This is a genomic window from Streptomyces chattanoogensis, from assembly GCF_001294335.1.
Classification (GTDB): Bacteria; Actinomycetota; Actinomycetes; order Streptomycetales; family Streptomycetaceae; genus Streptomyces; species Streptomyces chattanoogensis.
The window spans coordinates 14,889-27,033 of the sequence record NZ_LGKG01000194.1 but is presented as its reverse complement, the minus strand read 5'-3'; the positions used below and the strand labels follow the sequence as shown (position 1 = coordinate 27,033).

Annotated in this window: 9 protein-coding genes; 5 read left to right on the top strand and 4 right to left on the bottom strand. The window is 72.3% G+C overall.

The features are described from left to right. Positions 1-274 precede the first annotated feature (274 nt). Positions 275-457 carry a hypothetical protein gene (locus ADL29_RS36395; RefSeq protein ID WP_053927789.1) on the top strand — a complete coding sequence of 61 codons (183 nt, stop codon included), beginning with the start codon at positions 275-277 and terminating at the stop codon, positions 455-457. Positions 458-470: 13 nt separating this feature from the next. On the opposite strand, the gene ADL29_RS36390 is transcribed toward ADL29_RS36395, so the two are convergent. After that, positions 471-1,277 carry a site-2 protease family protein gene (locus ADL29_RS36390; RefSeq protein WP_053927791.1) on the bottom strand — a complete coding sequence of 269 codons (807 nt, stop codon included), beginning with the start codon at positions 1,275-1,277 and terminating at the stop codon, positions 471-473. A gap of 194 nt (positions 1,278-1,471) precedes the next feature. Between ADL29_RS36390 and ADL29_RS36385 the strand changes: the two genes are divergently transcribed. Then, the gene (locus ADL29_RS36385) at positions 1,472-4,825 is read left to right on the top strand and encodes an AfsR/SARP family transcriptional regulator (RefSeq protein ID WP_053927790.1); all 3,354 of its coding nucleotides are present in this window, start codon (positions 1,472-1,474) and stop codon (positions 4,823-4,825) included. Between the two features lie 93 nt (positions 4,826-4,918). Here ADL29_RS36385 and ADL29_RS36380 read toward each other — a convergent pair whose 3' ends face one another. From ADL29_RS36380 to panB, 3 genes are all read right to left on the bottom strand, one after another. Next, on the bottom strand, positions 4,919-5,749 hold the full coding sequence (locus ADL29_RS36380; protein WP_053927788.1) for an ABC transporter permease: 831 nt from the start codon (positions 5,747-5,749) through the stop codon (positions 4,919-4,921). Next, on the bottom strand, positions 5,746-6,774 hold the full coding sequence (locus ADL29_RS36375; protein ID WP_053927787.1) for an ATP-binding cassette domain-containing protein: 1,029 nt from the start codon (positions 6,772-6,774) through the stop codon (positions 5,746-5,748). Before ADL29_RS36375 ends, ADL29_RS36380 begins: the two co-directional genes overlap by 4 nt. A 426-nt stretch (positions 6,775-7,200) precedes the next feature. Next, the gene (panB, locus tag ADL29_RS36370; RefSeq protein ID WP_046928356.1) at positions 7,201-8,061 is read right to left on the bottom strand and encodes a 3-methyl-2-oxobutanoate hydroxymethyltransferase; all 861 of its coding nucleotides are present in this window, start codon (positions 8,059-8,061) and stop codon (positions 7,201-7,203) included. Between the two features lie 285 nt (positions 8,062-8,346). Here panB and ADL29_RS36365 point away from each other — a divergent pair, with 285 nt between their 5' ends. The 3 genes from ADL29_RS36365 to ADL29_RS36355 all read left to right on the top strand — a co-directional run bounded on the left by ADL29_RS36365 (position 8,347) and on the right by ADL29_RS36355 (position 11,920). Further along, positions 8,347-9,966: an MFS transporter gene (locus ADL29_RS36365; protein ID WP_053927786.1), complete on the top strand. Its 1,620-nt coding sequence runs from the start codon at positions 8,347-8,349 to the stop codon at positions 9,964-9,966. Further along, positions 9,963-10,631, top strand: coding sequence for a TetR/AcrR family transcriptional regulator (locus tag ADL29_RS36360; protein ID WP_053927785.1), 669 nt, complete (start codon positions 9,963-9,965; stop codon positions 10,629-10,631). The genes ADL29_RS36365 and ADL29_RS36360 overlap by 4 nt, the downstream gene beginning before the upstream one ends. Positions 10,632-10,915: 284 nt before the next feature. Further along, positions 10,916-11,920: an endonuclease/exonuclease/phosphatase family protein gene (locus ADL29_RS36355; RefSeq protein WP_063788602.1), complete on the top strand. Its 1,005-nt coding sequence runs from the start codon at positions 10,916-10,918 to the stop codon at positions 11,918-11,920. The last annotated feature ends 225 nt before the right edge of the window (positions 11,921-12,145 follow it).

The following is a 12,145-nucleotide window of genomic DNA, read 5'->3' as shown; positions in this document are numbered from 1 at the left end:
CGCTGCCGGACAGCCCCGCGCAGCGGCAACCAGCCCGCCGCAGGCGCAACGGTGGGAAAGCCCGACACGTCGGCCCAGGCAAAGCGCAGCGGACGGGCCCGCCGCAGGCGCAACGGTGAGAAGACACCGCGGCGCCGCAGACAAAAAAGTACGGCCCAGGCAAAGCGCAGCGGACGGGCGCAACGGCGAAACACCCCTACGGCGGGAAAGCCGACAACATGGGGGACACTAGGCACGGTACGACCCCCGCCCGCATCACCCAGGAGCCGACCTCATGCCCCGCCTCGCCCTGCTGGCCCTCGCCCTGTGTGTCCTTGCCGTCGCCGCGGCCGTCGTGTCCTTCGTGAACGGCAGCTTCGTCGGCATCGTCTGGGTTCTGATGGCCGGTATCTCCAGCAACATGGCGTGGTTCTACCTGCGCAAGGCGAAGCTGGAGCGCGAGGCCGCGGCCGGCTGAGGCCGGCTGCGCGCTACGCCACGCCGCCGGCCGGCTGCACCTGCGGCTCGCCCTGCCAGAACCGGAAGTACTCCTGGCCCATGCCCGCGTCCCAGGTCGTCACGCCCAGGGCATGCAGGACCGTGCCGACCAGGTGGAAGAACACCTGGTTGATCTCCGGCACCCACAGCAGCCCGAACACCGCCAGCAGCCCGAACGGCGCGAACGGCTCCACCTGCCGCCGGATCTTCAGCGACAGCCACGGCTCGATCACGCCGTAGCCGTCCAGCCCCGGCACCGGCAGGAAGTTCAAGATCGCCGCGGTGACCTGGAGCAGCGCCAGGAACGCCAGGGCGTAGCGGAACGGGTCCGGCACACCGTCCAGCGCGTGCAGCCAGAACGGTGCGGTGCACACCACCGCGAAGAGGACGTTGGTCAGCGGGCCGGCCGCCGAGATCAGGCTGTGCCGCCAGCGGCCCCGGATGCGGCCCCGCTCGATGAACACCGCGCCGCCCGGCAGTCCGATCCCGCCCATGATCACAAAGATCACCGGCAGCACGATGCTCAGCAGGGCGTGGGTGTACTTCAGCGGGTTCAGCGTCAGATAGCCCTTCGCGCCCACCGAGATGTCGCCGCCGTGCAGCGCCGTACGGGCGTGCGCGTACTCGTGCAGGCACAGCGACACCACCCAGCCGGACACCACGAACAAGAAGACCGCGAAGCCGGTGCTGGCCGCGATGGTCTGGCTGAAGACCGCCCATCCCGATACCGCCATGACGGCGACGAGCGCGAGGAAGACCGGGCTGATGCGGCGGTCGGCGCGCTGAATAGCTGTGGCCATGGTGTCGAGCTCTCCCCGGATGTCGTGGTGCGCAGCCATGACCGTAACCGCCGCACGGCTGTTTCCGCACGGTCCCCGCGACCACTGTGAGCAACCGGCAGCAACCGGCAACGGCCCCTGCCCCGCTCGAGGCGCCGCGGGGCGCCCTGCCCGTCCGGGCCCCGGGCAACGCGTCCGTGCACGACAATGTCCCGGTGCGCTACGGAATTCTCGGCACCACGCAGGCCGCCCGGGCCGACGGAACCCCCGTCGCCCTCGGTGGCGCACGGCTGCGCGCCCTGCTCGCCGCCCTCGCGCTGCGCCCCGGCCGGGCGCTGTCCCCGGACGTCCTGATCGACGAGGTCTGGGGCGCGGCACCGCCGGCCGACGCGGCCGGTGCCCTCCAGGCGCTGGTCGGCCGGCTGCGCCGGGCCCTCGGCCACGCCGCCATCGCCTCCGTCGACGGCGGCTACCGCCTGTGCGCCGGGCCCGACGACGTCGATCTGCACCGTTTCGAGCGGCTCGCCACGGAGGGCGGCCGGGCGCTCGACGAGGCCGACCCGGCCCGCGCCGCCGCCCTGCTCGACGAGGCGCTGGCGCTCTGGCGCGGCCCGGCGCTCGACGATCTGCCCGATGCGGGCCCCGAGGCGGCCCGCGCCGAGAGCCGCCGCCTGGACGCCCGGCGCAGCCGCCTCGCCGCCGACCTCGCCCTGGGCCGGCCGGACCGGGCGCTGCCCACCCTGACCGCGCTCTGCCAGGACCACCCCCTGGACGAGCCCCTCCAGGCCCTGCGGCTGCGCGCCCTGCGGGCCGCCGGCCGCAGCGCCGAGGCGCTCGCCGCGTACGAGGGCATACGCACCGGCCTCGACGACCGCCTGGGCACCGACCCCGGCCCCGAGCTGCGCGCCCTGCACGCCGAGCTGCTGAGCCCGCAGCGGGGTCCCGCACCGTGGCAGCCCGGGGCAGGAGCCGAAGTGGGTTGCGCTGAGTGGCCTGCTGGTTCCGAGCGCGCCGGTCGCCGCCCCGGCAATCTCCGCGCCCGCCTCACCTCCTTCGTCGGCCGCGACGCCGATATCGCGGCCCTCCGCGACGACCTGGCCGCCCACCGCCTGGTGACCCTGCTGGGGCCGGGCGGCGCCGGCAAGACCCGGCTGTCGCAGGAGGGCGCCGAGAGCGCCGCGGCCGCCGCGCCGGACGCCTGGCCGCACGGCGTATGGCTGGCGGAGCTGGCCCCCCTCGACGACCCGGCGACCGTCCCCGAGGCGGTGCTCACCGCCCTCGGCGCCCGCGAGACCGTGGTGCGCGGCACCGCCGCCGACGGGCTGCGCGCGGCCGGCGACCCCACCGCGCTGGACCCGCTCGCCCGCCTCGCCGAGCAGTGCGCAGGCCGCCGGATGCTGCTCGTCCTCGACAACTGCGAGCATGTGATCGGCGCCGCCGCCGAGCTCGCCGAGCGGCTGCTGGCCGAATGCCCCGGCGTCACGGTGCTGGCCACCAGCCGCGAACCGCTGGCCGTACCGGGCGAGGTGCTGCGGCCCGTCGAGCCGCTGCCCGACCCGGTGGCGCTGCGCCTCCTCGCCGATCGCGGGGCCGCCGTCCGGCCCGGCTTCCGGATCGAGGCCGACGAGGACACCGCAGCGGCCTGCGCCGAGATCTGCCGCCGCCTGGACGGACTGCCGCTGGCCATCGAACTCGCCGCCGCCCGGCTGCGGCTGCTCTCCCCGCGGGGGATCGCCGACCGCCTCGACGACCGCTTCCGGCTGCTGACCAGCGGCAGCCGTACGCTCCTGCCCCGCCAGCAGACCCTGCGCGCCGTCGTGGACTGGTCCTGGGAGCTGACCGGCGAGCCCGAACGCGCGGTGCTGCGCCGGCTGTCCGTCTTCGCCGGCGGCTGCGACCTGGCCGCCGCCGAAGAGGTCTGCGCGGGCGAGGGCGTCGACGGCCGCGATGTCGCCGCACTGCTCGGCTCGCTGATCGACAAATCGCTGGTGGTGGCCGCGCCCGCGCCCGACGGGGCGATGCGCTACCGGCTGCTGGAGACGGTGGGGGAGTACGCCGGCGAGCGGCTGGACGAGGCCGGTGAACGGGCCCGGACCGAGCGCCGCCATCTGGTCGCCTACCGCGAACTGGCCCGTACCACCGACCCGTTGCTGCGCGGCCCCGGCCAGCGCACCGCGATGGACCGTCTGGAGCTCGAGCACGACAACCTGCGCACCGCGCTGCGCCGCGCCGTGGCCGCCCGCGACGAACACGAGGCGCTGTGCCTGGTCCTGTCCCTGCACTGGTTCTGGCTGCTGCGCGACCACCTCAGCGACGCCCGCCACTGGGCGGGGGCGGCCGGCACGCTCGGCCCCAACCCCTTCACCGCACCGGTCGCCGCCGCCCCCGACCTCTTCGAGCGGTCCATCGACAAACCGCCGCCGATGGACCCCGAGCAGCTCGTCGAGGCCCGCCGCGGGGTCCGGCTGGTGGCGCTGTCCTGCCTGGACAGCGACATCGAGTCGCTGCGCAGACCGGAGATGCAGGAGGAGCTGGCGGCGATCATCGACGCCTACCGCAGCGGGATGCCGCAGACCTGCCGGATGCCGGGCGTCCTGTGGTACTACGCGGTACTGATCACCGGCCGGGTCGAGGAGCTGGCGGAGCGGATCGACGGTGCGGTGCGCGCCTGCCGCGACCTGGGTTACGAGTGGGAGCTCGCCTACGTCCTGCAGCTGCGCTCCAAGATCCTCAACGACCGGCCCGGCAGCCTGGAAGGGGCGTTGGCGGACGCCGACGAGGCGCTGCGGATCTTCCTCCGGATCGGCGATGCCTGGGGCGCCGCCGAGGCGCTGTCCGGGCGCGGCGAGTCCTGGGAGAAGCGCGGTGAGTACGCGCCGGCGGCGAAGGACTACCGGGCGGCGATGGTGCACGCCGAGGACCTGGGCGCGCACGGCCAGACGATGCTGCTGCGCGGCCGGCTCGGCGGCGTACTGCTCGAGGACGGCCAGGAGGAGGCGGGGGAGCGGCTGCTGCGCGAGGTGATAGCGCAGGGCAAGGAGGTCAGCGGCGGCCGCGACGCGGTGCCGTTCGCGCGGATGACGCTGGCGATGCACCTGGCCGCCCAGCGGCGCACGGCGGAGGCCCGCGCGGAACTGGAGGCGGTGCGCGAGCTGTTCGGCTCGCGTGCCCCGGAGGTGTTCCTGGGGGTCCTGGAGGCGGCGCTGGTCTCGCTCGATGCCGACGAGGGCCGCGGCGGGGACCTGCTGCCGAGGTTCCGGGCGGCGCTGGCGCTGATGCAGGACCAGCTGGCGCAGATCATCGCTCCGGACCTGGCGGTGATGCAACTGCTCACCGGGGCGAGGGTGTTGATGGCCGTCCGCGGCGAGCGCGGCGGCGCGGACGCGGCCCGCCTGGTGGGGGCATACGACGCACTGAGGTCGTCCTCGCACATGCCGCCGCAGCTCGTGCGCGAGGACCGCAGACGCACGGAGGAGGCGGCGCGGGCGCTGCTGGGCGACACGGCGTACGAGCGGGCGTACGCCGAAGGCGGTGGCCTCTCTCTGGAGGAGGCCACCGCCCTCGTCTGACGCGAGCCGGGCGAAAGGCCGTCCCGCAGGGAAGTCCCCTGCGGGACCCGCGTCAGGCTCTTCTCGCGGAACGTCAGGCTTTCTCGCGCAACGTCATGTCTTCTTACGGAACTTGGCGACCGCGAGCGGCATGGTGACGGCCGTGATGACGACCGTCCAGCCGAGGGTGATCAGTACCGGGTGCGCCACCGCACCCTGGCCGTTGACCAGGGCCCGGGAGGCGTCCGCCAGGTTGGAGAGCGGATTGACCTTGGTGAAGCCCTCCAGCCAGCCCGGCATCGAGGCCGGCGGGGCGAAGATCGACGAGCCGAACTGCAGCGGCATCAGCACCAGCATCGCCATGCCCTGCACCGCCTGCGGGGTCTGCACGCTCAGCCCCAGCAGGATGAAGATCCACATCAGGGCGGCGCCGAAGGCCGTGGCGAGCGCGACCGCGCCGAGCAGGGCGAGGACGCCGCCCTTGATCTCCAGGCCCAGCACGAAGCCCATGCCGAGCAGGATCGCGGTGGCGATCAGCATCCGGCCGATCTCGACGACGATCTTGGCTATCAGGACCGACGACCGGGCTATCGGCATGGTCCGGAAGCGGTCCATGACCCCCTTGCGGAAGTCCTCGTTGACGCCGCTGCCCACCGCCATGGCGATGTTCATGCCCATCATCGCCATGATGCCGGGCACCATGTACTGGACGGAGAGGTCCTGGTGGCCCTTGCCGAAGATCGCGCCGCCGAAGACGTAGACGAACAGCAGGATGAAGATGACGGGCGCCAGTAGAACGTCCATCATCGACTGCGGGTCCTGCTTGATCTGCAGGGCGTTGCGCCGCGCCAGCGCGCCGATGTGCCGCAGATTGGCGCGCAGGCCGATCCGTCCGTCGTCGGAGCCCGGCTTCACAGCCGGCGCCGTCACTGTCGCGGCACTCATGCCGACACCTCCGCAAAACTCTGGTCCGGCACCTCGCCGGAGTCCGTGCTCTCCGAGGTCTTCTGGCCCGTGATGGCCAGGAACACCTCGTCCAGGCTGGGCAGATGGGTCGATATCCCGGAGAGCGCGAAGCCGCGCTGCCCGAGCACCCCGACCACCGCGGTCAGCTGCTCGTCGCTGATGATCGGGACGTTGACCACACCCCCGTCGTGGTCAGCCGTCGCCCCCGCGATGCCGTCGAGACCGGCCTGGGCGATGGCGTCCGCCATCCGGTCCAGGTCGCCGGGCACGGCAGGCCGGATCTGCAGCGTCCGACCGCCGGTCTTGGCCTTGAGTTCGTCGACCCGGCCCTCGGCGATCACCCGGCCGCGGTCGATCACCGTCAGCTCATCGGCCAGCTGCTCGGCCTCTTCCATGTACTGGGTGGTGAGCAGCACCGTCGCGCCGTCGGACACCATCCGCCGGACCTCCTCCCACACCTCGTTACGGGTGCGGGGATCGAGCCCGGTCGTCGGCTCGTCCAGATAGAGCACCGCGGGGCGGCCGATCATCGAGGCGGCCAGGTCCAGGCGGCGGCGCATGCCGCCGGAGTACTTCGCGGCGGGGCGCCTGGCGGCCTCGGTGAGGGAGAACCGCTCCAGCAGCTCGTCGGCGCGCCTGCGGGCGTCCTTGCGGGACAGATCGAGCAGCCGCCCGATCATGTAGAGGTTCTCCCAGCCGGAGAGCTTCTCGTCGACCGAGGCGTACTGGCCGGTCAGGCCGATCGTGCGGCGCAGCGCGCGGGGCTGGCGCACCACGTCGAAGCCGGCCACCACGGCGCGGCCGGCGTCCGGCACCAGGAGGGTGGACAGGCACCGTACGAGGGTCGTCTTGCCGGCGCCGTTGGGGCCGAGCACGCCGAGCACGGTGCCTTCCCGCACGTCCAGGTCCACACCGTCGACGGCCTTCACCTCGCCGAAGTGCTTGACCAGACCGCGCACCTCGACGGCGTTGCCGCCCTTGGTGGTTGTCGTCTGTCGCGTCATGCCGTCAACAGTGTCAGGGGGCACCGACAGCAGGCCGACAGCAGGCCGACAGCGTACCGACAGCGGGCCGGCACCGTACCGACGGGCCGTCTGCGGGCGCGCCGGCCGCACCGGCCCCCGCCGGACAGGCCGGAGACGGGGAGGAGGATCATGGGGCCATGGCAAATACTGCAGGAGCAAAGGCCGTTGTCATTGGAATCGCCGGGCTCGGCGTGGTCGCCGCGCTCGCCGTGCTGTCGGTCCTCGTGTTCGGCCTGGTGTTTGTGTTGCTGTGACCGGGTGTCACCGTGACCGGGCGGCGGACGCCCGGCAGGCGGGTCCGGCACCGGGCCCGCCGGACGTGCCCCGGGGCGTGGCCGCCCCGGAGCCCCGCCGGCGGCGTTGAGCGGTCCGGCGTGGGACGTCCGGCGTCCCACGTGCCGGGCGTCAGTGGAAGGTGTGCTCCTCCGCGGGGAACGTGCCCCCGACCACGTCCTCCGCGAACGCCTTGGCCGCCCCGCCCAGCAGCTCACGCATCTCGAGGTACTTCTTCACGAACTTCGGCATCCGCCCCGCCGTCATTCCCGCCATGTCGGTCCACACCAGCACCTGGGCGTCGCAGTCCAGGCCGGCGCCGATGCCGACGGTCGGGATGTGCAGGGAACGGGTGACCTCGGCGGCCAGTTCCGCCGGTACGGCCTCCAGGACGACGGCGAAGGCGCCCGCGGACTGCACCGCCTTGGCGTCCCGCAGCAGCTGCTGGGCCGCCTCCTCGCCGCGGCCCTGGACCGGGTAGCCGCCGAAGGCGTTGACGGACTGCGGGGTGAGCCCCACATGGGCCATCACCGGAATACCGGCGCTGACCAGCAGCTCCACCTGGTGCGCGGAGCGCTCGCCGCCCTCCAGCTTGACGGCGCCCACCCCGGCTTCCTTGACCAGCCGGGTGGCGTTGCGCAGCGCCTGCACCGGGCCTTCCTGGTAGGAGCCGAACGGCAGATCGCCGACGACGAGGGCGCGCTTGGTGCCGCGGACGACCGCGGCGGACAGCAGGGTGATCTCGTCCATCGTGACCGGCACGGTGGACTCGTAGCCGAGGTGACAGTTGCCCATGGAATCGCCGACGAGCAGGACCGGGATGCCGGCCTCGTCGAAAACGGAGGCGGTCATCGCGTCGTACGCGGTGAGCATCGGCCACTTCTCGCCGCGCTCCTTGGCGGCGGCGATGTCGCGGACCGTGATGCGGCGCGAGCTGGTTCCCCCGTACAGGGACTTGTCGACCGGCTTCTGGGCAGGCGAAAGCTGCGTCATGGTGACGGCTCCTGTTCATCATCTCGAGGCACCCTGACGGTGTCCCCGGACTCCTCACCATGCTGGCATGCGTGGTACGCACAGCGAAAGGGGGGCGGAACGGCGGCGCCACAAGAGGCGACGACGGAGAAGACGACGGAAACTACACGGGCGACGACACCGAGCGACGACGGCGAGGACGACACCGGTCGACGGCAGTGCAAGCCCGATTCACCGGACACATCGAATCCACTGGTTTCATCGATACGGAACGGGTCCGTATCGTAAAAGGCGTATGGTGGTCCCATGGCCCTCTCTTCCACCGCACCCGGCGCGCCACCCGCCCGCCAGGTCCCCGACCGGATCCACCGGCGCCGCTGGGTGATCCTGTCCGTCCTCATGCTCAGCCTGCTGATAGTGGTGCTGGACAACTCCATCCTCAACGTCGCGATGAAGACCATCGCGACCCCGGCCCCCACCGGCCTCGGCGCCACCCAGAGCGAGCTGGAGTGGGCGATCAACTCCTACACGCTCGTCTTCGCCGGGCTGCTGTTCACCTCCGGGCTGCTCGGCGACCGGCTGGGCCGCAAGAAGGTGCTGCTCTTCGGCCTGGTGGTCTTCGGCGCCGGGTCGGTGCTCGCCGGGATGGCCGCCTCACCCGCCGAGCTGGTCGTCTTCCGCGCGGTGATGGGCCTGGGCGGCGCCTTCGTCATGCCCTCCACGCTCGCCATCCTGATGAACGTCTTCGAGCGCGAGGAGCAGCCCCGGGCGATCGGTGTCTGGGCAGGCGGCGTGGGCCTGGCCATCGCCATCGGCCCGATCACCGGCGGCCTGCTGCTCGACCACTTCTGGTGGGGCTCGGTCTTCCTCGTCAACGTCCCGATCGTGCTGATCGCGCTGACCGCGATGCTGCTCCTGGTGCCCGACTCCAAGGACCCCAGCCCCGGCAGGCTGGACCCGTTCGGCGTGCTGCTCTCCGTCATCGGCCTGGTCCTGCTGGTCTACGGCATCATCAAGGGCGGCCAGCTCGCCGACTTCACCGACCCGCAGGTGCTCGGCACCATCGCCGGCGGCCTCGCGGTCCTGACCGGGTTCGTCCTGCACCAGAAGCGCAGCGACCACCCGTCCATCGACATCGGCTACTTCCGCAAGCCCGCCTTCTCGGCCGCCGTCGCCGCCGTCGCGCTGGTCTTCTTCGCGCTGATGGGCGTCGCCTTCTTCATCGTCTTCTACGTGCAGAGCGTCCGCGGCTACAGCCCGCTGGAGGCCGGTCTGCTGCTCCTGCCGCTGGCCGCCGCCCAGCTGACCTTCTCGCCCCGGGCCCGGCACGCCGTGGACCGCTTCGGCGCCCGCGCGGTGTGCACCGCCGGCATGCTGACCATCGCCGTCACCATGTCCGGCATGCTGCTCCTGGACACCGGCACCCCGATCTGGGTCCTGGAGGTGCTCTTCTTCCTCCAGGGCACCGGAATGGCCCACATCATGCCGCCGGTCACCGTCGCGATCATGCAGTCGCTGCCCCGTGAGAAGGCCGGCTCCGGCTCCGCGCTCAACAACGTCTTCCGGCAGGTCGGCGGCACCCTCGGCGTCGCCGTCCTGGGCTCGCTGCTGTCCACCACCTACCGTGACGGCATCGAGGACAAGCTCGGCGCGCTGCCCGGCGTACCGGCCGCCGCGCGCCACGCGGCCGGCGAATCCATCGAGGCCACCCTCGGCCTCGCCCGGCACCTCGGCCCGGCGGGCCGGGATCTGGTGGCCTCCGCCGAAACCGCGTTCGTGCACGCCATGCATGTCACCGCCCTCGGCTCGGCCGTCGTCGCAGTGGTGGGTGCCGTGGTCGTCGCCGCCTTCCTCCCCGGCAGGACGGGCCCGGCGCCGCGCCCTGCGGAGCCTCGTGAACAGCGGAAGGCAGGCGTACAGGGATGAGCCGGACGGCGGAACAGCCCGAGGCGGCGGCAGCCGCTGCGCGACCGGGGCAGCCGGGAAAGGCGGTCCCCGAGCGCCGCGGCCGGCCGCGCAGCGCCGCCGCCGACTCCGCCATCATCGAGGCGGTACTGCGCCTGCTGGAGGAGGGCGCCTCGATAGGCGACCTGTCGATGGAGCGCATCGCCCGGGAGGCGGGCGTGGGCAAGGCCACCGTCTACCGCCGCTGGCCCGGCAAGAGCGCCCTGATGCTGGACGTCATGCGGTCGCTGGACATACCGCCCCCGCAGCTGAAGGGCGACTCGGTCCGCGACGACCTGGTCGCCCTGCTGGAATTCCTGCGCCGCCGCGGACTCGCCAAGCGCAGCTCCGCGCTGCTGCGCACCATCGTCAGCCACGTCCAGGCACAGCCGGAGCTGTGGGCGGAGTATCACGAGACGGTCGTACGGGCCCGTCACGAGGCGCTGCTCACCGTGCTCCGGCGCGGTGTGGCCCGCGGCGAGATCCGCGCCGACCGCGCCATCGAGACCATCGCCGACCTCTTCGTCGGGCCGATGCTGGCCCGCGCCATGCTCCACGACTGGAAGGAACTGCCCGAGGGGCTCGCGGAGGACATCGTCGACATGGTGCTGGAAGGCGTACGGCCCGCGCCGGCGGCCGCGGGCTGAAACCGGCCGCCGCTCCGCCCCGTTGAGCATCGCCCCGGACGCCCGGAATGTCGCCTCCCAGATGACCGGATCATGCCCGTTCTGTCACAGCCGCCGTCACGTACCCGTACGCCGGAACCCCGAGCCGCCGCCACCCCGTCCTCACCATCGGGAAAGCACCGCCGTGGTGGTCCACGGCGGCGCGGATCTAAGAAAGCGGATTAAGGCGATCGCCTAGGGTCGGGGACCACAGGCGAGGCGCACCAGAGCACGGCAGTGAGGGCAGCTACATGGCGCAGGCATATATGACGGAGCCGGGACAGGGGCGGGGCTCCCAGCGGGCCGGTTCCCGGGCCGGACGCCTGCGGAACTGGTGGCGCCCCGAAGGGATGTGGCGCCGCGGCATCGTCCTCGCGGTGCTCGCCCTGCTGCTCGGGCTGGTGATGTTCCTGCACGCACGGATCCCCAACGACGTGGGAAACCTGGGCAGTCTGCTCGAAACCTTCCTGCCCTGGCTCGGGCTCGGCGTCCTGCTCCTGCTGGTTCTGGCGGTGCTGCGCCGCTCGGCAACCGCCCTGGTCGCGCTGGTCCTGCCGGCCGCCGTCTGGCTCAACCTCTTCGGCGGACAGGTCACCGACAAGGCGGGCGCCGGCGGCAATCTCACCGTCGTCACCCACAACGTCAACGCCGACAACCCCGATCCGGCGGCCACCGCCCACGACATCGTCAACTCCAAGGCCGACGTGGTCGCCCTGGAGGAACTGACCGGCACCGCCCTGCCCACCTACAAGCAGGAACTCGCGAAGGCGTACCCGTACCACACCGTCCAGGGCACCGTCGGCCTCTGGAGCAAGCGGCCCCTGACCGACGCCGGGCCGGTGGACATCAAGATGGGCTGGACCCGCGCGCTGCGCGCCACCGTCACCGCCGCCGACGGCCAGAAGGTCGCCGTCTTCGTCGCGCATCTGCCGTCCGTACGGGTCAAGGTCGAGGCGGGCTTCACCGCGGGCCAGCGCGACGGCAGCGCCAAGGCGCTGGGCGAGGCGATCGCCGCCGACCCGGTGAAGAAGGTGATCCTGCTCGGCGACCTCAACGGCACCATGAACGACCGCTCGCTGGCCCCGGTCACCTCCCAGATGCGCTCCGCGCAGGGCGCCGCCGGCGACGGCTTCGGCTTCAGCTGGCCGGCCGCCTTCCCGATGGCCCGCATCGACCAGATCATGATGAAGGGCATCGACCCCGTCGCGGCCTGGTCGCTGGAGGCCACCGGCAGCGACCATCTGCCGCTCGCGGCCTCGGTCAAGATCTGACGCGGTACCGGCAGGGGGCGCCCGACACGGGCTCGTCACATCCCGTTCCCACGCCGGAACACTGGACCTGAGACACTTTGTTCCGTACGTAAACGAACCGCGCCGGCGGCCTGCGCCAACGCGCTGCGTAAACGCACTGTGCACACCACTACGCACACGAACACGCAGCCGAACCGCCCGGCCGGCACACACGTACCGAAACGACCGCTCGTCTCCGCTTCCCCC